Genomic DNA, 21,662 nt, shown 5'->3' on the forward strand with positions numbered 1-21,662 from the left:
ACCACCAAACATTATCGGTCTCGCTTTAATATTCACTTGAAATTAAAAAATATTTTGATAATATTATATCATATACAATACAATATAACCGAATTTATTATCGAATTCGATAAGATCTTGTTTGATGATCCCCATAGGAACAGGAGGAAAAGCGGAATGATCCTATTAAAAGGAGGAGATTACCTATCTCCCGACGGGATATTTAAAAAGGGCTCGATATTGTTGGAAGGAGAAGCGATCCGCTCCGTTGAGGACTCAATCATCCCTCATGAAGGAGATCAAGTGCACGATATTACGGGAATGAAGGTAATCCCGGGCTTGATCGACATCCACTCTCACGGAGCCGTCGGCATCGACGTCATGTCCGCCGAGCCGGAGGATTTGCTGAAATTAACGAATTTTCTAGCCCAAAACGGAACGACATCGTTTTTGCCTACGACCATCACTTCGACCTGGGAAGAGCTGCGGTCAGCCTTGCCGAAGATTCAAAAAGCAGCGCTGCTTCCGGCGCAGGGGGCTTCCATCGAGGGGATCCATATCGAAGGGCCTTATATTAATCCGCTCCGGAAAGGATGCCATGAGCCAAAGAATATGAGATCCCCTTCATCCAATGACTATGATGAACTCAGAAGCCTGGCGGCGGGATTGAAACTGCATTTTACAGTTGCCCCGGAAATTCGGAATGGCTTAGCGTTTATCGCTCAAGTCAGCGCCGGGGGTGGATCCGTTTCGATCGGTCATAGCGAAGCCGACTTTGAGACGACAATGAAAGCTCTGCAATCCGGGGCCCTGGCTTTCACCCATCTGTTCAACGCCATGAAGGGAATCCACCATCGCGAGCCGGGAGTGGCCGGCGCGGCGCTTTGCAGTAACGCTTATGTGGAGCTGGTTTGCGATGGGGTGCATATTCATCCGGAAATCGTAAAACTAGTCTATAAAGTCAAGGGAAGCGATCGCCTGATACTGGTATCCGATGCGATGCAGGCCACTGGCCTCGGGGATGGGGAATATCAATTCGGCGGTCAGCGTGTGACTGTACAAAACGGGATAGCGCGGAACAGTGACGGTTCGCTCGCCAGCAGCACGCTTACGGTCTTTGCCGCGGTGAAAAAGATGATGACGCTGACCGGAGTATCGTTGGAGAACGCTGTCCGGATGGCTTCATTCAATCCGGCCCGGTTATTAGGAATCGATAACATTGTCGGGAGCATCGAGAAGGGTAAAAGAGCGGATTTGCTGGTGCTTGACGATCGACTCAATCTCGTCGCCGTTTTTTGCAAAGGGAGAAAGTTGATTTGATGAGGCTCGTTATCCGGTGAATAAAAAATGCCGCTGATGATGGAGAGCCGCCGGAATCAAACTCATTGGGGGTTCCGCGGATTGGCGGAGGAAGACCGTTAGGACGGCGGGCGTTACCGGAACCTAAAATCTGAAAAATCGTGACGAATCAGATTCAGAACATTTTACATTCCAATATGTTACAATGGAAGTAAGCATTTCCGGCGCTGCCTTGGACGGCTTGGGGGAAGCGCCGCGCGACGATCCCAATGGAGGTGCGTCCGAATGGCAATCGGCGGATTGGATATCGGCACCACAGGTTGCAAGATCACGGTTTACGACGAGGACGGCAAGTTCCGTTTTCAGTCCTACCGGGAGTATCAAGCCTCGCGCAGCCTGGGCCGGCATGAGCTGGCCCCGGACGATGTCTGGGGGGCGGTTTGCGGGTTGCTGGCTGAGGCTGCCCGGGCGGTCCCGGATATCCGGGTCATCGGGGTGACCTCCTTCGGCGAATCCTTCGTGCTCCTCGACGAGCAGGACCGGCCGCTCCTGCCGGCGCCGCTCTATACCGACCCGCGCGGCGCTTCCGAATGCCAGGCGCTCATCGACCGGCTCGGGGCGGAGACCATCGCCGCGCTCACCGGGGTCAATCCCCATCCGATGTATAGCCTGCCCAAGCTGAAGTGGATCAAGAACCACCGGGCCGCCGCGTACCGGCGGGCCCGGCGGGTGATGCTGTTTCAAGATTACCTCGTCTACCTGCTGACCGGCAGGGCTCAAATTGATTACTCCCTGGCCACCCGGACCATGGCCTTCGACATCCGGGAGCTCCGCTGGAACGAGCGGCTGCTGGAAGCGGCCGGTATTGACCGCTCCTTGCTTTCCCAGCCGGTGCCCTCCGGAACCGCCGCCGGGGTCGTCAGGGAGAGCCTGGCCGCAGCGTTGCACCTGCGCCGGGATACCCTGATCGTCTCCTGCTGCCACGACCAGGTCGCGGCGGCGGTCGGCGCCGGCGTATTCGAGCCGGGCATGGCCATCGACGGCACCGGCACCGTGGAATGCATCACGCCGGTGCTGGAGAGTATTCCCCGCTCGGCCGGGATACGGCAGGGCAGTTACGCGATCGTCCCCCATGCCGTGGCCGGGAAATACGTCTGTTACGCTTTCACCTTCACCGGCGGCGTGCTGCTGAAGTGGTACCGGGACCAATTTGCCCGGTATGAAACGATGTTGGCCAAAGAGCGGGGCCAAAATGTCTATGCCTTCCTGGACGGGCGGATCGGCGAAGGACCCACCGGGATTCTGGTCTTGCCGCACTTCGCGGGCGCGGCGACCCCTTACATGGATCCCGGCTCCAAAGGGGCCATCGTCGGCCTGACCCTGGAGCATTCGGCGGCCGATCTGTACAAAGCCTTGATGGAGGGGGTCACCTATGAGATGCTCCTCAATATCGAGCGGTTGCGACAGGCCGGGATCGACATCCGGATGCTGCGCGCCACCGGCGGCGGCGCGGGCTCCAAAGTATGGCTCCAGATGAAGGCCGATATCTTGAACCTCCCCATCGGGGCCCTGGATACCGGCGAGGCGGGAGCGGTGGGTTCGGTCATGCTCAGCGGCGTGGCCGCCGGAATATTCCCGGACCTGGAGTCCGCGGCCCGGCTGCTCGTCCTGGAGAAGGCCGTCTATCACCCGGACCCGCGCCAGCACCAGGCGTACCAGACGCTCTATGCGCGCTATCGAGAACTCTATGCGGCAGTCCGGCCGCTGGTATAAAAGCGCGTGGTATCCGGCTCGCAGAGCCGTTGGAATCGGCATCGCAACCTCCCCGATTGGTACCAGGGAAACTAACTCATCTTCCCCCCAAAAGCCCTAACCCTCTTGATATCCTGTAGCATCCGGGTCGGACAATGGGTCGCAATGCCATTCCGGCATACCGGGCTTATCTTCTCATCCGCCATTCCGTTACAGCGCGGTTATCTCCTTATAATACCATTATCAATCGCTGTCACAATCCGTCCCTTGAAGGTCCAAATGAGTTGCGACCTGTCTTCTCTGATTCTTTATATTTTCTTTATGTCTGTGACGCGATCTTTTACGCCATTTTGACATCGGAAATGAGTATAATAATAGAATTAGACAAAAACGCGCAAGCCCCGGACCGCCTGTTGATATGGCACCACTGTTTCCGAAGGCGCGCGGGAATGGCTGGAACCGGAATTGGGTGGCATACTACCACTCCAGTGGATCCATCGGCTTTAACGCGTTTTCCAAAATGGCGAGTCATCCATTGCACCCCGGATTCCTAATAACCCGGCGGATTATTTGGTAAACAACCCGGTTGAAAGGGTGTTTTCGATTTGTCAAGGCTTCGACCAGACAAATGGTTTTCTTTCCCGATCGGCGCTATCAGCCTGCGCTGGAAGATCCTCTCCGGTTATCTGGTCATCGCCGGGCTGCTTTTGATCACCGGAGGTTGGGCGATCTATAATTTCATCAAATTAAACCAGGCCATCAAGGACATCATGGTGGCCAGCTACCGGAGCGTGGTGGCGTCGCAGAATATGGTCGAGGCCCTGGAGAAGCAGGACCGGGCCGCTCTGTTATTGCTGTTCGGCGAGTCTCGCGACAGCCTGAAAACGTTCTTGGCCAATCAACAGGATTTCAGCAAATGGTATACCATTGCCGAGGGAAACATCACTTATCGCGGAGAGCCTGAGAGTTTGGCCAGAATTAAGAACGGCTACAGCGCCTATCTGAGATTATTCGAAGATTTCAAAGCCTTGTATCGCGCCGGAGACCCGGCGGCGGCACGCCGTTTTTATCTCACCCGGCTCATGCCGCGGTATCAGCAAGTAAAACGGGCTATTCATCAATTGCTGGATATCAATCAGAACCATATGGTGACAGCGGATGAACGGGCCAAAAAAGATGCCCAGAAAGCCATCTACTCCACGACCCTGGTATCCATTTTGGCCTTGGTTCTGGCGTTGATCTTCGGTTATAAGATTGCGGCGATTATCATTAAGCCGACCTTACGGCTCACCGAGGGGGCCAAACGGATCGGCGAGGGCCAGTTGGATGAGCGGATCGCGGTCGAGACCAGGGACGAGATCGGCCGCCTGGCGGAAGAGTTCAACCGGATGACCGCCAGGCTGAAAGAGTACGACCAAAACAACATTGACCGCTTGATCACTGAAAGAAGGAGAGCCGACGCCATTGTCCGGAGCATCCCCGATCCGTTGATTGTGGTGGATGCCGGATACCGGATCATCGCCCTCAACTCAGCCGCGGAAAAAGTCTTCGGCGTGCAGGAAAAACAGGTCAAAAACGCCCATATCCTGGAGGTAATCAACCACAAAGCGATCTTCGGCATCTTAAAAGAATGCGCCGTCAACCGGCTGCCGGTCAAAGCGAGCGGCATGGAAGCGGCATGGACCTTACAAGTAGGCGATGCGCTCCGATATTACCTGCTGGAGGCGACCCCGGTCGAGGATAAAGAAGGGAACTTGCTGGGGATGGTCGTTTTCATGGGGGATGTCACTCATCTGAAAGAAGTCGACCAGATCAAGTCGGATTTTGTCTCGGCCGCCTCGCACGAGTTCCGGACGCCGCTGACCTCGATCGCCATGAGCGCCGGACTGTTGTTGAACCGGACCGTGGGCGAGGTCAATGGCCGGCAGGAGCAGTTGCTCCAAGTCATCCGGGAGGATTGCAACCGGTTGACCCATCTGGTCAGCGAACTCCTGGATCTGTCGCGGATGGAGTCGGGAAAACTGGAGCTGGCCAAAGAGCCCAGCCGGTTGGCAGATATCGTCGCAGCCTCGCTCCGGCCGTTACAGGGCCAGCTGGCGGAGCGCGGGATCGCGCTGGAGTTGGACCCGGAACTCCAAGATCTTCCTTCGATCATGGCCGACGCCAGCCGGATCGCCTGGGTCTTCAACAATCTGGTCTCCAACGCGCTGCGTTATACGGCCAAGGGCGGCAAGATCGGCATCAAGGCCCGAGTCGAAGGAAGCTGGGTCCGAGTGGCGGTGAGCGACACCGGAGTGGGTATCGCCAAGGAAAACCTGACGCGGATCTTTGAAAAATTTGTTCAGGTGCAAAATAAGAACGAGACCCCGGTGGGCGGAGCCGGTTTGGGGTTGGCGCTGTCCAAAGAGATTGTCGAAAAACACGGGGGGAAGATCTGGGCCGAGAGTGAGCTGGGGAAAGGGAGCGCCTTCTATTTCACGATTCCGGTGGCGGAGGGGCAGGGAACGAACTCATGAAAGCCAAAGTCCTGATCATGGAGGATAATGAAAATATCGCATTGGTGGAGCGGATCTGCCTGGAAGCCGCCGGTTATGAAGTGTTGGTCGCGGCGGACGGAATTCAAGGGCTGGAGACGGCCCTGCACGATCTGCCGCAGCTGATCCTGGCGGACATCCTGCTGCCGAAGATGAACGGCTATTTAGTCCTGGAGGCGCTGCAAAACAACCCCGCCACCCGGGACATACCGGTCATTGTCACCAGCGCCAAAGCCCAGGTGGATGATTTAAAAAAGGCTCACCAGTATCCGATCCGGCAGTATCTGATAAAACCCTTCGCCCCGGAAGAATTGCTGGCTGGAGTCGCGGAAGTGTTGAAAGAGATGGGATAAAAGCGAAAACTTCATGGGAGGGAAAGGACGATGAGGACCATGCCGAAACAGGCGGTATTAATTGTGGACGACGAAAAGAATATCCGGTTGACCCTCGGAACATGTCTGGAGGCTGCCGGCTATGCGGTGGAGCTGGCCGTCAATGGCGAGGAAGGGATCGCCAAAGCCCGGGAGGGCGATTACCAGCTGGTTTTTTTGGATATGAAGATGCCCGGGATGGATGGAATCGCGGTACTGAAGAACTTGAAAGAACTCCACCCCGCGCTGAATGTGGTGATGATGACCGCCTACGGCACGGTCGAAACCGCAGTCACCGCCATGAAACTGGGCGCCGTGGATTATCTCCGCAAACCGTTCTCACCCGAAGAACTCCTGGAATTGACGGAAACCATTATGCGCCGCCAGACATTGGCCGCCGATCAGGTGCAGGATTATCATTCCATCGTGGAGTTGGCCAAGGGTTTCATCGTCAAGCAACAATTCGGTCCGGCCAAAGAATGGCTGCAAAAAGCGGTGGCCATGGATACCGTCAATCCAACCGCCTTTAATCTGCTGGGAGTGATGTATGAGATGGAGGGAGAACTGCAATTGGGGCAGAAGATGTACCGGGCCGCCCTCTCCATTGACCCGTCGTATACCCCGGCCATCGAAAACCTGAATCGTTCCGCGCAATGGCAATACACTCAGCAAGGGATGAATCTGGGAGAGACCGAAAAGTAATTCGCTCGTTGACCGGATGGGGGAATTAAAATGAATGTTGTAGTGATCGGTTGCGGCAGATTTGGCGGTTATCTGATTCGGGCGTTGTCAAAAAGTCCCGATCCGCCCTATATCATCGCCGTCGACCGCCAGGAGCGGGCGTTGGCCGAATTGGCGACGGAGTTTCGCGGGTTTACCCTGATCAAAGACGCCTCGGATCTGTCCGTTTTGGATGAAGCCAGGTTGAGCCGGGCGGATGCGCTATTTTTAAGCACCGGGGATGCCAATCTGAACTTTATGTTGGCGCATATCGCGCAAGAACTCTACAAAGTCCCGCGAGTCGTGGTGGTCGAGTCCGATGCCGAGCGGAGGGAAGTGTTGGACTGCTTTGCCATCGCCACCGTAGATCCTATGGAACTGGCGGCGCGGCAGACTGTGGACCGCCTGAGTGCCGAATGGGGGCTCAAATCATGAAAGTGGCGGTCTGCGGTAGCGGCGAGGTCCTCTTTTTCATCGCGCAAACCATTTTGGCGAAAGGGTACCAGTTGACCATCATCTGTCCCGAACCGGCAACTTGCGAACGGCTGGCGCGCGAATTCAAAGCCACGGTGATCTGCGGCGATCCGACCCGGCTCAGCGTGCTGAAGGACGCCCTGGTTGAACGGCAGGTGTTGGTGGCCCTGCTGGCGGATGACGCCGCCAATTATCGGGTCTGTCAGATGGCTTTACACCGCTTGCGGATCGCCCGGGCAGTATCGCTGATCAAAAATCCGGTCAATGAAGCCTTTTTTACGCGAATGGGGGTGTAGATGACTTTCAGTATCCCCAGTATCATCAGTCAGCTGGTCGAGGAAAGCCTGAGCGATCAGATTCGCCAGCTGCAGACGCTGGAGGAGGGGCGGATCCTGTCGACCGTCATCGAACTCCATGAGCAGTCGCCATGGATCGGAAAGACGCTGCGCCAGATCGGCGAGATTCGCGAGGCCCGCGTGGCCGGGGTGATTCGTAACGGCGAATTACTCGCCGGGGAGCAACTTATCCAGTCCGGCGATAAAGTCGTAACCTTATCCACCCCCCTGGCGCAAGGCGATCTGATTCGGAAAATTCTGGGTGAAAAATGAGGGATCCGGATGTTTGTGATTGTAGTGGGCTGCGGACGGCTCGGATCGCGCCTGGCGCGCGTGCTTTCCGAGCAAGGCCATGATCTGGTGGTGATTGGTCAGTGCGAGGAGTTCAAACGGTTGGGGACCGGCTTCGACGGGGTGACGGTGAGCGGCAATCCCATTGATGAGGATGTTTTGAAGAAGGCCGGCATTGAAAAAGCTCAGGCGTTGGTGGCGGTCACCGCCGACGACAATATTAATGCCATGGCAGCGCAGATCGCCAAAGCGATCTTCCGCGTCCCGATGGTTCTGGCCAGAATCTCCGATCCGGAACGGGAGGAATTCTTCGCTCATTTAGGGTTGAATGTTGTTTCCCCGACCAACACCGGGATCAATCGGATCATCAAACTGTTAAATGAAAACCGGTTTACGCCGTTTTTAGGCTATATCAATACCGATGTCGCCGGAATCAATCCGCTGCCGGAATGGATCGGCCGTTCTTTGAAAGACCTTCCAATCCCCAGTGATGTCCGGTTGGTTGGCATATTACGGAATGAGCATCTGGTTCCGGCGGATCCGAAGACGGTGGTGGACGCGGCGGATGTTTTGATCATCCGGACCCGGCAAAAATGAGGTGGACGAATGTATATCTTGATTATTGGCGGTGGAAAAGTCGGTTATTATTTGGCCAAAACTCTCTTTCAGGCCGGACATGACGTGGGCGTCATCGAGCAGGACAGCAACCGCTGCCATGTAATCGCCAATGATCTGGACATCTTGGTGATCCATGGCGACGGAACCGATATCGAGGTGTTGGAGCAGGCCAACATCAAACAAGCCGGGTATTTTGTGGCGGCTACCGGAAAAGACGAAGAAAATCTGGTCGCCTGCCAGTTGGCAAAGAAATATTTTCAAGTGCCGCAGACGATCGCCCGGGTCAATAATCCGAAAAATCAGGCGATCTTACAGCGCTTGGGCGTCGACGCCACAGTCAGCAGCACCGGCATTATCGCGCAGATGATCCAGAATCAGCTGGCGGTGGACGATGTGAAGACATTGCCGCTGTTTGAAAAGGGAGACATTGAACTGGTCGAGACCGAGTTGAAGGCCACCTCTCCGGTGGTGAACCGGGCCGTCCGTGAGGTCGGGGTTCCCGCAGAGTGCGTCTTGATTGCGGTCGTCCGTGGCGGCAAGGTTTTATTCCCGAGAGGCGATACGGTTTTGCAAGCCGGCGATTTGGTAATGGCCCTTGCGAAAAAACAATTTGAACCCTCGCTTAAAAACATACTGGTAGGAGCCAAATGAAACCTGTTTTTTTGGAAAAAGCCCGCGCTTATCTCCGGGATGATGCGATGATTCTGGGAATTTTGACGGAAATAGGATACGTTTTATTCATTTCATTCATTAGCTTCGGGATCTGTCTGATACTGCAGGAGTTGATTCGATGATTATCAAACCGGCCGCCGATGATCTCCGCCTGATTTCCAGGTTCACCGGGAAAATCATTATCGGCATCGGGGCCCTGATGTTGTTGCCCCTGCTCACCGCCGGTTGCTTTGCGGAATGGTCGGTTGCCGTTGACTTTACCATCAGCATCGGCATGGCCATGGCTATCGGACAGGCGATGATTTCCATCGGAACGACAACCAAGAAGCCAACCTGGATTCACGGGATGGTGACGGCGGCGTTCTCCTGGCTGGTGGCCATGGCGGTCGGGGCGATCCCGTATGCGCTGAGCGGAAATTACTTATCTTTTTTGGACGCAATGTTCGATGTGATGAGCGGCTTCACGACCACCGGATTAACGTTGATTCAAGACCTGGACCATCTTGCCAATGGGCTTAATATGTGGCGGCACGTAATCACCTTTGTCGGCGGTCAGGGAATGATCGTGTTGGCCCTGACTTTCCTGGTGAAGGATGTTTCCGGCGGTTATAAACTATACGTGGGAGAGGCCAAGGACGAGCGGTTGCTGCCGAGCGTGATTCATACCGCCAAGATGATCTGGAAGATCAGCCTGATCTATCTGGCCATCGGCACCTTTGCCTTATGGGCGGTGGGGCTTTTGATCGGCTTGTCGCCGCTCAGCTCTTTTTTCCACGGATTATGGATCTATATGTCGGCCTGGAGTACCGGCGGATTCGCGCCGATGACCCAAAACATCTTATATTATCATAGCTTCTGGTACGAGCTGGTTACCATCGTCATTTTTGTGATCGGTTCTTTCAATTTCGCCCTTCACTATGGGGTATGGACCGGCAACCGCAAGGAGATCTACCGGAATATCGAAACAGTTTCGTTCTTTACCACCCTGACCATCTTTACGGTGGTCGGCTGTTACGGCCTGGCCAAACTGCACGTTTATCCCGAAGCGGTGAACTTGTTTCGCAAAGGATTTTATCAGATCGTTTCCGGCCATACGACTACCGGGTTTATGACCATCTATGCCCGGCAATTCATCCGGGAATGGGGCGACCTGGCACTGCTGGCGATAATCAGCGTGATGCTGCTTGGCGGCAGCGCCTGTTCCACGGCGGGCGGTTTCAAAGGGTTGCGCATCGGAATCATTTTTAAAGCCATCCTTCACGAGATGCGTCGTTTGCTCAGCCCGGAGTCGGCGGTTTTCGTGCAACGGTTTCATTATCTAAAAGAACAGATCCTCGAAGAAAAGCAGGTTCGCAGCGCCGCGCTGATCGTCATTATGTATATGGCGACCTTTTTAATCGGGACGCTTGTCGGGAGCTTATCCGGTTATCCTTTGCTGGAGGCGGCGTTTGAATCCGCATCCGTCACCGGCAATGTCGGATTGTCGATTGGCGTGACTTCCGCCGCCATGCCTGCCTTCTTGAAGCTGACCTATATCGCGATCATGTGGGTGGGGCGGTTGGAATTCATGTCGGTTTTGGCACTATTCGGATTTATCATGGCGGGGTTGAAGTGGAAATGGAAATAAAACGAATCACGCTCATCGTTTTGATCATCGGTGGCTTGTTATGGAACTGGAGACCGCCGGTTTTGGCGCAGGGAAGTAATGAGCTGATCGAAAAGGGTGCGCAATGGGACCGCAAGATGGTCACCTATGAAGGGGAAGTCATCCGGGAGCCGATGAGGCGCGGCAATCATGCCTGGCTGAACGTGAGCGACGGCAATAATGCGATGGGTGTTTGGGTCAAGTACGGGATGATCCGGCCGATCCGGCATTACGGTTCTTATAAGATGAAGGGCGATTGGATCAAAGTGACCGGGCTCTTTTACCGCAGTTGCCCGGAACATGGCGGAGACCTGGATATTCATGCCTCTTCAATCACGGTGTTAAAGCGAGGAGGACCCACGTCCCATCCGATCCGGGTGGAACGGCTACTCTTGGCGTTATTGGCCATCGCCGCAGGGATTTTTTATTTATTGCAATATCTACGCGGGAATTTTAGGGGAAATAAGCTTTGAATTGGGAAAAGGAGCTAATAATTCATGAGGGATATGAAAAGCTGTTTATCGATAAAACCGTAAAATTTAAACTGAGATCAACTTAGCTCCGCTCACCCGCTGACTGTATCCGGTTTTTGCCGCACTTCCCCGACTTATCCACAGTCAAAACCATTAACCCCGTTAAACGGATCCGTTCATCCACAAAAATAGCTGGCTGATGATTATAAAGTTAAATCCGCAAGAAAGTACGTAAGCATGATAGGGATTCGATCTAGCCTTCTTCCTCTCTCTTGGCTCTCCCCGAATCGGGGAGAGTAACCACCATTCTCCGCAGCCCAAAGGCTTTTGGACCCCGGAGCCCGGTGGTTCCCCTTCCCCGATTCGGGAAGGGCCGAGGGTTAGGACTATAGACGTCATGACTTATCCTTCGATCCCTTCCGTGAGTGAGCGGAGCTAACTTGATAATCATTAGCTGGCTTATTCACAAAAAGAGCTCGCTGAACGACTGAGCGAGCTCTCTCATTCACAAAACAAGCTTGCTTATCCACAAAACGAGCTTGCCGAGCGACTGAGCGAGCTCACTTATTCACAAAACGAGCTCACTCATCCACAAAAAGAGCTCGCGGAACGACTGAGCAAGTTCGCTTATTCACAAAACCAGCTTGCCCGACGACTGAATGAGCTCTTTCAGTCACCTAAAGCGATCCGTGATTCACAAAACGTGCTCTTTCAGTTCCTCAACCCGATCACGTATCCGCCAAACGACGCTGTTAGACGCCATGACTTATCCTTCAATCCCTTCGTGAGTGAGCGGAGCACTTGATAATCGTCAAATTTAAAAAGCCAATCGCACGATTGGCTTTTTAAATTCGATTCTATTATCCCAACTTGGATGGATCCTCTTTTCGCTTGGGACCTCACCGGATGGGAGTTTCCGGTTTGCCCCGGTTTTCGCGGGTATTTCGTCGGTCTCAGTGAGCCTCAGCCTTTCAGTGCTCCGGCAGTCAGGCTCTTTTGCACCTGGTCGCTCATCAAGGAGTACACCAGGATCGTCGGAAGCGTGGCCACCACCAGTCCGGCTCCGATCGGCCCCCACTCGGTGGTGTACTGGCCGGCGAGCGACATAATTCCTACCGTCAAGGTGCGAAATTCTTGTTTACTGATGAAGGTGACCGCAAACATCAGCTCATTCCAGGCCGACAGATAGGTGAAGATGGAGACGGTGGCCACGGCCGGTTTGATCAGGGGGAAGACGATCTTGAAGAAGATCTGATAAATGTTGCAACCGTCGAGGCAGGCCGACTCTTCCAGTTCGCGCGGGATCAGTTGCAAAAACCCGGAAAAGATGAAGATGGCCATGGGCATCGCAAAGGCCACATACGGAATGATCAGGGCCCAATAGGTATTGAGCAGATGCATATTGCGCAGGATGACGAATAAAGGCAGCAGGGCCGCATGGATCGGCAGCATCAGGCCCAACAGGAAGATGGTCAGCGTGATTTTGCTCAACTTCCATTTCATCCGGGTGATAGCATAGGAAGCCATCGCGCTGAGCAGGCCGGAGATGAGAATGGTCGCCCCGGTCACCAGGCAGCTGTTGACAAAGTATAAACCGACTTTGCCGCTGAACAACGCCTGATTGTAGTTCTGCCAGAGCAGCCGGTGGGGCAGCCCCAGGACATTGCCGCCGAAGATCTCCATGTTGTCTTTGAAAGAGAATAAGACCAGCCAAATCAGGGGATAAAGCTGGATAATCGTGAATAGTCCCAAAAAAAAGCCTAAAACGTAATGCTTTTTTTGGCCGTCGCGGCGCAAAAATGCCGAAAAGTTTTTCAGTGTCAAGCCGGTGCCGGCTTTTTGTCGTTTCAATCCGACCGCCAAAGCAGTTCACCCTTTCTCAAGATGTCACGGCAAGTTTCAAAAGCCATGTGATAAAGTCCTCAAATTCGGAAATCACTCTTTCAAAGGATTAAAAATCGACTTTATCACTTGCTTCTCTGAGCTTTTGTGTTCACCCTGCCCTTCGGACAGGGTTTATCACAACGCTTTTAAAGGACCCGGGATAACTTGGGACATCATTCTTTTTATAACGAATCTTCGGCTTTCAACAGTTTCTGAATGGCGACCGTGAAAAGCAGGCATTCGGCAATGATAAACACCGCCATCGCGCTGCCGTAACCATACATGTACTTAAAGAAGATCGTATTGAACATCAGCGTGCTGGGGACCTCGCTGGCGTGGACCGGGCCGCCGCCGGTGAGGATATAGACCAGGTCGAACGATTTCAAAGAACCGATCACCGCGAAGATCACACAGATCTTGATCATCGGCATGATCAGCGGGATCGTAATATAACGGGCGATGGCCGCCTCGGAAGCGCCGTCGATCTTGGCGGCTTCATAAATGTCATCGGAGACCGATTTGGCCGAGGCATACATCAACAGCATGTGGTATCCGATGTACTGCCAGACGCTGGGGATAAAGGCCGCAAAGAGGGCAGTGTCGGTCGAGCCCAGCCAGGCGTGGGTCAATGATTTTAATCCCACCGTGGATAAAAAGATATTCAAAAGGCCAAAGGAAGGATGATAGATCTTCATCCACAGTTGGCCGATGACCACGGTGGAGAGGATGACCGGAATAAAATAGACGGTCCGGTAGAAGACTTCGCCCTTGATTCCGCGGGCCAGAACCAAGGCGAAAAACAGCGCCAGCGGCAGCTGCACGAAGACCGAGAGGCCCGCCAGAATGAACGAATTGATAATCGATTTCGGAAAACCGTCCGCGGTATTGGTGAATAAACCGACGAAGTTTTGCAGGCCGATAAACGCGCCGTTGCCAAACCCGTCCCAGCGGAGCGTGCTATAATAACTGGAGAAAAAGATCGGGGCGATTACAATCACCGCGAAAATAAGAAAAGCCGGTAATACAAAGACACAAATCGCCTTTTTATCGGCAAGGAACTTATCCATTTCTTCCTCCCGCCTATGCCGCCCATATTTTTATCATGCTTGAGGCCGGCGGCACATACGCCTTGATGTCACCAACAAACGCCGGGTTCTCCCCGTTCTTTTCCACAGGCGGGGAGAACGCCGGATTATGGAATAATAGAAACCCCCTTCGTGGCCGAGGGAGGCCCTCGGCCACGAACAGGGGGAGACATTCTTGGGGAATCTTACTTTTGATTCAGCTTCTGCATGCCCTTGGCGAACTGTTCCGGAGTGGTCATTCCGGCGAAGATCTCTTGAACCAGGTTCAAGTGAGCATCGGCTTCGGAACCGACCAGGAAGGTATCCCAGGCCAGCACATAGCCTTTGGCGCTTTTGGTCAGCTCGGCGACCTGAGCCAGCAACGGATTGATCTTGGATTTGTCGACATTGACCTTCCAGGTGGGGAGGTTGCCGCCGGCCAGATACGCTTCGCGCGACATGTTTTCGCAGATATACTTCACAGCGGTGGCCGCTTGTCTGGGGTACTTGGTGTTGGCGCTGACCATGAAGGTATCGATGGCGCCGCCCAGGAATTCATCCTGAGTGCCTTTGCCGCCTTCGACCGCAGGGAATCGCATGGCCACGATCTTGCCTTGAACCGGCGAACCCTCTCTTTCAAAGGTGCCTGCTTCCCAGCTGCCCTGGTAGTACATGGGAACCTGGCCGTTGAGGAATACCGCTTGGGCTTCGTCGTGGGTCAGACCCAGGCAACCGTCGTTGAAGGCTTTGGCCTTCACCAGGTCGCTCAAGAGTTGCGCCGATTGTACGAACGCCGGCTGATCAAACGAGGCTTTCTTGCTCAAAGCGTCGACGCACAATTTGGCGCCGCCGGTACGCAACGCGAAGATGTTTTGGAAGAACATGCCGCACCAACGATCCTTCTCACCGACGGAGATCGGGGTGATGCCTTTGGCGCGGAAGGCCTTGGCGGCTTCCATCATTTCTTTGTAGGTGGTGGGGATCTTGATATTGTTCTTGGCGAACAACTCTTTATTGACATAGAATACGCCGGCCCACATGTAAAGCGGCAAGCCGTAAATCTTCTTGTTGTAGGTGTAGTTGGCCAAGGTGCCGCCCAGGATGCGGTTTTTGGTGCCGTCCTTGAGATAGGGATCCAGGGCCAATACCTTCTTGGAATCGACGAAGGGTTGGGCAAAACCCGCGCCCCAGCTGAAGAAGATATCCGGAGCTTCGTTGGCGGCGATGGCCGTTTTGATCTTGGTTTTGTAAGTCTGGTTCTCGACCGCGTCTACTTCGATTTTGATATTGGGATGGGATTTCTCGAACGCGGCGACCACTTTCTGCATGGGGATCTTATTCGCCTCGGTATCGGCGGCCCAGAGATGCCACAGCTTGAGCGTGACGGTCTTGGGCGCGGCCTCGGCTGCCAGGGTGAACATGATCAAGGTGAACAAAGCGCACAGGCCGATCAGTTTGAAAAATCGCTTTTTCATCAAACAACCTCCTCTAATTTTCAGGTTACAACCCGCTAACCTGTCGTTAATAAAATGTTAATCGAAAAACTAGGCCATCTCAATTCACCCGTTTTACCAAAATAGTAACAATTTTGTGGTGCCCCTGGACTGGGCGATGAGTGGCTGAAGACGCCGACTGGGATTAAAGGAGACTGTTTCATTGCTTTTTTCGAAAGTCGTTCACCGACATCCCGGTATACTTCTTAAAGCAGATGCTGAAATAATGGGGATCGCCGATCCCGACCCGTTCGGCGATCTGGTAGACTTTCAGATCGGTCTCTTTCAGCATCTTGATGGCTTTCTCCATCCGGATCTGGGTGAGAAATTCCACAAACGACTGTCCGACTGTTTGTTTGAAGATGCGGCTTAAATAACTGGGATTCAAATAAAACTCCTTGGCGACCCCGGCCAGGGAGAGGTTGCTGCAGGGATAGTGAACCAGCAGGTATTCCTGGATCTTGGCGGTGAGCTTGTTGACTTTACGGTTTTGGGCGGAATGGACGGCGGCGATGGACCGCAGCGTCAGTTGCTTGAGGTAATCTTTCATCTCCGGCAGCGTGTCAATGGTAAAGACATCCTGATAGGGCTGGAGCGTATCCTCAAAGATGTCGGCCAGATTGATCCCCTGTCCGGTGAGGACATTGAGGACCCAGGAGACCAGATTGGCGGCGATCACCCGGATCGGAGCCAGCGCCACGTTTTGGGCATGGCTTAAGGGCTGGTAGAAATCCTCGATCAGATCCAGCGCCTTCTCACTGAGGCCGGCTTTCAGATAAAACTCGAACAGCTCCGATTGTTCGCTTTGGAAATGCCACTCCCGTTCCTCGGCGACATGAAGATCACTGTAATGAATCAGCTGGTTCTTGCCGAGCAGCACCTTGTAGCGCAGGGCGAAACAGGCCTCTTTGTAGGAATGGCAGATGTGTTCGAGTCCTTGATACGCACCGCCGATACCGATGCAGAAAGCTCCGGTCAGACGGCGCAGGGCCGCCGTTTTGATCGCCTCGCAGAGCTCGTTCAGGTCGAAACCCGCCTCGGAGTGGAGAATCACCACCCGCTGGCTGTTGTCGAAGAAGCAGTGGTCGAAAGGGTGTTCCGCCAGAGTTTGACGGACCAGCTCCATGCCTTGCATGGCGAGGACCAGCCGGTCTTCTTCCCAGGAGTTGGCGGTGCGGTCCAGATCCATGCTCTCCAGGACCGCCACTTGCAGATTATCCCCGGCGAGCTCGATGCCGTAGTAGGTTAGCTTGCTGCGAAGGTCATTCCCGCCGGCGGACGCCGGATTCAGGATCAACTCGTTGAAAAACTTCTCCCGCAGATACGGCAGGTGTTCGGTCAGCTGTTCTTTGAGCCGGCAGTATTCATCCTGCCGGTTCCGTTCCCTGGCGATCGTATCCTGCAACCGGGCAGCCACTTTCGCAATTTCTTCATCATTGATCGGTTTGAGCAAAAAATCGCTCACTCCGACCTTGATGCTGCGCTGGGCATACTCAAACTCCTCATGTCCGGTCAGAACGACCACTTTCAATGGGGGATGGCGCTCGATGGCCAGCGCGCTGAATTCCAGCCCGTCCATGCACGGCATGCAGATGTCGGTGAAGAGAATATCCGGGGTTTCGCGCTCAATCAACTCCAGGGCCTCGGGCGCGCTGGCCGCTTCTCCGGCAATGATCATGCCGTAACGATTCCAGTCAATGCAGTTTTTTAAAAGATCCCGCACCAGATACTCATCATCGACGATGATCACTTTCAAAGGTTCATTCGCCACTTTGAGCAGCCTCCTTCAATGGGACGGTAATCGTCAGCGTGGTGCCGCAACCCGGTTGGCTGGCGATCTGCAACACATTCAACGTGTTATAAAAAATTCGCAACCGCTCGATGGTGCCCCGCAAGCCGAACCCGGACGAACCTTCCCCTTCCATGATCGCAGCGATCCGCGCTTCGGTCATTCCGACTCCGTCGTCGCGGACGGTCAAAATCAGACAATCCTCTTGCAAACGGGCCGCAATGGCAATGACTCCCGGTTCGCCGGTGGGCCGGATCCCGTGATACAAAGCGTTTTCCACCAGGGGCTGGAGGATCAGTTTGGGAATCTGATAGGGGTAAACCCGTTCGTCGATGTCCAAATGGAAAGAGAGAGCGTCCTGATAGCGGATCTGTTGGATCGTCAGATAATTCTTGACGATCTCCAGTTCCTCGGCGATGGAGATGATCTCCCTCCCTTTATTCAGGCTGATCCGGTAATAACTGCCCAGCGCCTTGATGAGCTGATAGACCTCCGTATTCCGTCCGGCCAGCGCCAGCGAGCTGATGGCATCGAAGGTATTATACAAAAAGTGCGGCTTGATCTGGGCTTGCAATACGTCCAACTCCGCTTTGCGCTTGATCTTTTGGTCGGCGACCAGCTTCGCGATGAGCTTTTGAATCTCCTCGATCATGATGTTGTAACCGTTTTTGAGTTCGCCGATCTCGTCGTTGCCGGTCTTAATGTCCACCCGCTGAAAAACCCCTTTTTGGACGCCTTTCATCGACTTCAACAGCCGGTGAATGGGGTGGGTCACGAAGCGCGAAATCAGCACCGTTCCGGCCACCAGCAAAACGCTGTTGACCAGGATGAAGAAGAAAGCGATCCAGTTTAGCAGGCGCGACTCCTTGGATAATTCGTCGAAAGGGATCACGCTGATGATCTTCCAGCGCAACTTGGCCGCTTTGAGATAGGAAACCAGGTAACTGCGGCCGCCGATCTTTTGGGTGATCGAGTTGGAATCCAGGCCGTTGGCATGCTGGAAAAGCTGTTCCAGATCCAGCTCGGGCAGCTGCGGCAGGTTGCTGATGAAATCGCCTTCCTCGGTCTGGAGGATGATGCGGGAATCGTATTTGGTGCTGAGTCCGGCGAACGCATTGACCACCGCCTTGCCGGGGATGTTGATAATCATGAAGCCGATGGGCTGCTGGGTGTTGAGATCGTTCACCACCCGGATCAGCGAGACGAAGCTGCTCCCTTTGGCCGGGATTAAGGCGCCGCCGGAGTTCAAACGCAAGATATAGCCGCCTTTTAACCGGGTCACGTCGTGATACCAGGAAGCGTCGCGCAACAGACGAATGCTCGTAGATTTGACGCTGGAGCGGTCCACCGCGGCGTAACGGCTGCCGTCGTTGCCGAAAAGATAGACCCCTTCGATCAGGGGCGTGGATTCCGTCAGCTCGATCAGATAGCGGGTAACGGTCCGCTGATTGCGCAGGTCGTTCTGGCGGCCGGTGTTGCGCAACATATTCTGGACGCTCTCATTGGCCAGGATCATCTTGGAGTAGTTATTGACCGTATCCATCAACAAGTTGATGTTGAGATTGATGGAACGGAGGGTCTGGACCGAGACTTCGCTGATCTTTTCCGACATGATCCGGGCGTTGATGGCTTGATAGAGGAAACTGCTGATGGAAATGGTGAAGACCAGCAGCAAAAAGTAGAAGATCATGATCTTGGCCGCGATTCGCAGGTTGCGCAGTTTGACCCAGATACCGTCCCAGAGCCGGGCGAACCATTGAGGGATCATTCGAATTGCTCCTTGAAGTCCGGGTAAGGAAAAGATTGCCATTGAGTTAATATCATGTTAAATAAGAATTCCATAAAGAATTTATTTAACCTGTTGGAAATGAAAAAGTTTTATAAAAATAGCAAACAACGGAAAGTTGGAAAAAATAGGATAAATGATTTGGAAAGCGCGGGGAGAGAAAAAAACGGCCCGGAAGCCTAGGCGGCTGAATTGCCGCCTAGGGAATGCTCCGGTAGAGCCCGGGGTCCAAGTTGGCGAGGTAAGGCGAGAGCGCGGCGGAGTGGCAGAGCACCAGGCGGTGCAATGCGCGGGTGCAGGCGATATAGAGCAATTGGCGGTCGCCGGGCCGCGCGGCGCTGTATACCCCGGCGCTGGCGTCGGGAATCAACACTCCGTCAAATTCGAGACCCTTGGCCAGGTAGATGGGGATGATCACGCCGCCGCTGCGGAATTCCCCGGCTTCCCGGGTGATGAGCGACAGGCCGTGCCCTTCCGGCAATGCGGCGTAAAGCGCAGCGGCCTCGCCGGCGGTTTTGCAGATCACCGCCAGCGAGCGGCAGCCCTTGGCGCGGAGTTCTCCGATCAGGCGCGCCACTGTCTCCGGGAGCGCCGCCGGGGATGCCAAGCGGTGCAGCTCCGGCAGGTCGCCGCTGCGGTTGATCGGCTCCACGGCGGCCGCTTCCACCAGCAGACCCTGGCAGAAAGACTGGATCTCCCGGGTGGAGCGGTAGCTCCGCTGCAACCGGATGGCCAGCGAGCGCTCCATGCCCAGAATCGCAGCGACGGCCTCAAAATCGGCGGTCTGAAAGTAGGGATGGATCGCCTGGGCGGGATCGCCGAGCACGGTCCAGGCGGCCTCCGGAAAGAGCCGTTTCAGGATCTCGTACTGCAGGGCCGAGTAATCCTGGGCTTCGTCGATGATCAGGTAACGGATGCCGTTCCGGACCGGAAAACCGTCCAGCATTCCCTGGCAGTAGATGAGCGGCAGCAGATCCTCGTAGGGAATGAAGCCACGGTCGAACCATTCCAGCGTCTGCGCTTTGATGGCCGGCCATTCCAGCGGGACGGCGTTCCCGGCCGTCAGCCGCGCGAAGAGCGCGTCGTCCTCGAAGATCCGCCGGTAGCGCTCGAAGGGGATCAGGGTGGTCAGCCGGTCCAGCTCGGCCAGCAAGGGTTCCAGCTCCCGGTGGGCGGCCAGCCGGGCCAGGGCCTTGATGGTCTTTTCGTTCACCTCTTCGCCGCCCGCGGCGATCTCCGCTTCCTTTTCGCGGCGGAGCTCATGGAGGGAGGGCCGCAGCTGGATCTGAACCCGCTTTTTGATCTGGGCCAGCCGCGCGGTGGGCGGCAGGTAGGCGAGGGTCTCCCGGAAGAGGCTCCGCCACTCCTCCGGGGCCATGATGGTCCGGCCGCGCCATTCCAGCGCCGGGCAATCCCGGCTCAGTTCGGTTTCCAGGTCGGCCAGGCAATTCCGGATCACTTGCGCGAATTCCGGCGACGATTTGTAGCGGACTGCGGCGGCGCGCACCGCATAGGCCCGGTCGTCGGGACCGGCGGGACCGGCCAGCAAGTATTCCAACTGGGCGTCGCGTTCCTCGACCACCAGCGGAAAATGCCGCCGGAAACTCAGGATGTACTCCCGGAAGGTGGTCTGGAGCACATTCTCCTCGCCCAGCTCGGGCAGGACGCCCGAGATATAGTCGCTGAAGATCTGGTTGGGCGAGAGGATCAGAATATTCTTGGCGGTGATGGCGTTCCGTTCCAGATAGAGCAGATACGCCGCCCGGTGCAGGGCGATGGAGGTCTTGCCGCTACCGGCGGGACCCTGGACCAGGAGCAGTCCGTGGGTTTCGTCGCGGATGATCCGGTTTTGCTCCCGCTGAATGCTGGCCACGATGGTCCGCATCTTCGAATCGGCGCTGCGGCCCAGGATCTCCTGGAGGATCTCGTCGTCGATCTGCAAGTCGGTATCGAACAGCGAGAGCATCCGGCCCGCGACGATCTTATACTGCCGCTTGAGGGTGATCTCGCCGCGGATCGTGCCCGCCGGACAAAGATACTTGGCCGGACCGGGCTCGAAATCATAGAACATCCCGGCGATCGGCGAGCGCCAGTCATAGATGAGATAAGCGCCGCCGGCCCGGTCGACGAGCGAGGCGATGCCGATATAGACCGCCTCGGGCCGTTCTTGGCGGAGCGGTGCTTCCTCCCGGAAATCGATCCTGCCGAAATACGGCGACTCGGACAGCTTCTCCAGGCGGGCGCGTTTCTGATAGGTAGCTGCCGTGAGGCTGCGTTGCCGGGCCACGGCCTCGATCTGCTGCGCCTGGTCCCAGACATTGGCCGTCGGCCGTTCCCAATATGCGTCCAGGGCCGCGCGCAGCTCTTTACGGGAGCCGCTGACATTCCCCTGGCTCAGCTCCAATTGCTCCCGGATCTCGCGCAGCACCAGCTCCAGCCGCTGCTGTTCGGATTGGCGTTCCAGTTCGTCCACGAATAACTCC

General features: G+C 55.2%; 18 protein-coding genes. 12 read left to right on the forward strand and 6 right to left on the reverse strand.

All coding sequences use genetic code 11. From position 1 onward, the window contains the following. Positions 1-156: 156 nt before the first annotated feature. The 12 genes from nagA to EDC14_RS07770 all read left to right on the forward strand — a co-directional run bounded on the left by nagA (position 157) and on the right by EDC14_RS07770 (position 11,163). Entirely contained in the window at positions 157-1,299 is a 1,143-nt protein-coding gene (nagA, locus tag EDC14_RS07715; RefSeq protein WP_132013705.1) for an N-acetylglucosamine-6-phosphate deacetylase, read from the forward strand. A 264-nt stretch (positions 1,300-1,563) separates the two neighbouring features. Then, a complete protein-coding gene (locus EDC14_RS07720) occupies positions 1,564-3,051 on the forward strand; it encodes an FGGY-family carbohydrate kinase (RefSeq protein ID WP_132013706.1) in 1,488 nt (495 codons plus the stop codon). Positions 3,052-3,635: 584 nt separating this feature from the next. Beyond that, the gene (locus EDC14_RS07725; RefSeq protein ID WP_132013707.1) at positions 3,636-5,546 is read left to right on the forward strand and encodes a sensor histidine kinase; all 1,911 of its coding nucleotides are present in this window, start codon (positions 3,636-3,638) and stop codon (positions 5,544-5,546) included. Then, positions 5,543-5,917: a response regulator gene (locus tag EDC14_RS07730; RefSeq protein ID WP_132013708.1), complete on the forward strand. Its 375-nt coding sequence runs from the start codon at positions 5,543-5,545 to the stop codon at positions 5,915-5,917. The genes EDC14_RS07725 and EDC14_RS07730 overlap by 4 nt, the downstream gene beginning before the upstream one ends. A gap of 30 nt (positions 5,918-5,947) precedes the next feature. Beyond that, positions 5,948-6,637, forward strand: a complete 690-nt coding sequence (locus tag EDC14_RS07735) for a response regulator (protein ID WP_243662850.1) — start codon at positions 5,948-5,950, stop codon at positions 6,635-6,637. Between the two features lie 30 nt (positions 6,638-6,667). Next, complete coding sequence (locus tag EDC14_RS07740) at positions 6,668-7,090, forward strand: NAD-binding protein (RefSeq protein ID WP_132013709.1); 423 nt, start codon at positions 6,668-6,670, stop codon at positions 7,088-7,090. Further along, positions 7,087-7,425 carry an NAD-binding protein gene (locus tag EDC14_RS07745; RefSeq protein ID WP_165907875.1) on the forward strand — a complete coding sequence of 113 codons (339 nt, stop codon included), beginning with the start codon at positions 7,087-7,089 and terminating at the stop codon, positions 7,423-7,425. Before EDC14_RS07740 ends, EDC14_RS07745 begins: the two co-directional genes overlap by 4 nt. Further along, complete coding sequence (locus EDC14_RS07750) at positions 7,426-7,737, forward strand: hypothetical protein (RefSeq protein ID WP_132013711.1); 312 nt, start codon at positions 7,426-7,428, stop codon at positions 7,735-7,737. It begins immediately after the preceding gene. A gap of 9 nt (positions 7,738-7,746) precedes the next feature. Next, positions 7,747-8,352, forward strand: coding sequence for a potassium channel family protein (locus EDC14_RS07755; protein ID WP_132013712.1), 606 nt, complete (start codon positions 7,747-7,749; stop codon positions 8,350-8,352). Between the two features lie 9 nt (positions 8,353-8,361). Beyond that, positions 8,362-9,024, forward strand: a complete 663-nt coding sequence (locus EDC14_RS07760) for a potassium channel family protein (RefSeq protein ID WP_132013713.1) — start codon at positions 8,362-8,364, stop codon at positions 9,022-9,024. A 139-nt stretch (positions 9,025-9,163) separates the two neighbouring features. Further along, positions 9,164-10,672: a TrkH family potassium uptake protein gene (locus EDC14_RS07765; protein ID WP_132013714.1), complete on the forward strand. Its 1,509-nt coding sequence runs from the start codon at positions 9,164-9,166 to the stop codon at positions 10,670-10,672. Next, positions 10,663-11,163 (forward strand): DNA-binding protein, encoded by a 501-nt coding sequence (locus EDC14_RS07770; RefSeq protein WP_132013715.1) that lies wholly within the window; start codon positions 10,663-10,665, stop codon positions 11,161-11,163. Before EDC14_RS07765 ends, EDC14_RS07770 begins: the two co-directional genes overlap by 10 nt. A 963-nt stretch (positions 11,164-12,126) precedes the next feature. Here the strand turns inward: EDC14_RS07770 and EDC14_RS07775 are convergent. The 6 genes from EDC14_RS07775 to EDC14_RS07800 all read right to left on the reverse strand — a co-directional run bounded on the left by EDC14_RS07775 (position 12,127) and on the right by EDC14_RS07800 (position 21,652). Beyond that, positions 12,127-12,960, reverse strand: coding sequence for a carbohydrate ABC transporter permease (locus tag EDC14_RS07775; RefSeq protein WP_243662856.1), 834 nt, complete (start codon positions 12,958-12,960; stop codon positions 12,127-12,129). A gap of 269 nt (positions 12,961-13,229) precedes the next feature. Further along, positions 13,230-14,114 carry a carbohydrate ABC transporter permease gene (locus EDC14_RS07780; RefSeq protein WP_132013716.1) on the reverse strand — a complete coding sequence of 295 codons (885 nt, stop codon included), beginning with the start codon at positions 14,112-14,114 and terminating at the stop codon, positions 13,230-13,232. 203 nt (positions 14,115-14,317) lie between these two features. After that, the gene (locus EDC14_RS07785) at positions 14,318-15,586 is read right to left on the reverse strand and encodes an extracellular solute-binding protein (RefSeq protein ID WP_132013717.1); all 1,269 of its coding nucleotides are present in this window, start codon (positions 15,584-15,586) and stop codon (positions 14,318-14,320) included. A gap of 178 nt (positions 15,587-15,764) precedes the next feature. Further along, complete coding sequence (locus EDC14_RS07790; RefSeq protein ID WP_132013718.1) at positions 15,765-17,375, reverse strand: response regulator; 1,611 nt, start codon at positions 17,373-17,375, stop codon at positions 15,765-15,767. Then, entirely contained in the window at positions 17,365-19,161 is a 1,797-nt protein-coding gene (locus tag EDC14_RS07795; protein ID WP_165907876.1) for a sensor histidine kinase, read from the reverse strand. Before EDC14_RS07795 ends, EDC14_RS07790 begins: the two co-directional genes overlap by 11 nt. Before the next feature lie 217 nt (positions 19,162-19,378). Then, positions 19,379-21,652 (reverse strand): HelD family protein, encoded by a 2,274-nt coding sequence (locus EDC14_RS07800; RefSeq protein ID WP_132013720.1) that lies wholly within the window; start codon positions 21,650-21,652, stop codon positions 19,379-19,381. Positions 21,653-21,662: the final 10 nt, after the last annotated feature.

The organism is Hydrogenispora ethanolica, from assembly GCF_004340685.1.
Lineage (GTDB): Bacteria > Bacillota > UBA4882 > UBA8346 > UBA8346 > Hydrogenispora > Hydrogenispora ethanolica.

Coding starts and splice junctions, on each gene's coding strand:
- EDC14_RS07765 (WP_132013714.1), top strand. CDS start 9,164: ATGATTATCAAACCGGCCGCCGATGATCTCCGCCTGATTTCCAGGTTC.
- EDC14_RS07780 (WP_132013716.1), bottom strand. CDS start 14,114: ATGGATAAGTTCCTTGCCGATAAAAAGGCGATTTGTGTCTTTGTATTA.
- nagA (WP_132013705.1), top strand. CDS start 157: ATGATCCTATTAAAAGGAGGAGATTACCTATCTCCCGACGGGATATTT.
- EDC14_RS07785 (WP_132013717.1), bottom strand. CDS start 15,586: ATGAAAAAGCGATTTTTCAAACTGATCGGCCTGTGCGCTTTGTTCACC.
- EDC14_RS07720 (WP_132013706.1), top strand. CDS start 1,564: ATGGCAATCGGCGGATTGGATATCGGCACCACAGGTTGCAAGATCACG.
- EDC14_RS07740 (WP_132013709.1), top strand. CDS start 6,668: ATGAATGTTGTAGTGATCGGTTGCGGCAGATTTGGCGGTTATCTGATT.
- EDC14_RS07770 (WP_132013715.1), top strand. CDS start 10,663: ATGGAAATAAAACGAATCACGCTCATCGTTTTGATCATCGGTGGCTTG.
- EDC14_RS07795 (WP_165907876.1), bottom strand. CDS start 19,161: ATGATCCCTCAATGGTTCGCCCGGCTCTGGGACGGTATCTGGGTCAAA.
- EDC14_RS07745 (WP_165907875.1), top strand. CDS start 7,087: ATGAAAGTGGCGGTCTGCGGTAGCGGCGAGGTCCTCTTTTTCATCGCG.
- EDC14_RS07730 (WP_132013708.1), top strand. CDS start 5,543: ATGAAAGCCAAAGTCCTGATCATGGAGGATAATGAAAATATCGCATTG.
- EDC14_RS07735 (WP_243662850.1), top strand. CDS start 5,948: ATGAGGACCATGCCGAAACAGGCGGTATTAATTGTGGACGACGAAAAG.
- EDC14_RS07750 (WP_132013711.1), top strand. CDS start 7,426: ATGACTTTCAGTATCCCCAGTATCATCAGTCAGCTGGTCGAGGAAAGC.
- EDC14_RS07760 (WP_132013713.1), top strand. CDS start 8,362: ATGTATATCTTGATTATTGGCGGTGGAAAAGTCGGTTATTATTTGGCC.
- EDC14_RS07755 (WP_132013712.1), top strand. CDS start 7,747: ATGTTTGTGATTGTAGTGGGCTGCGGACGGCTCGGATCGCGCCTGGCG.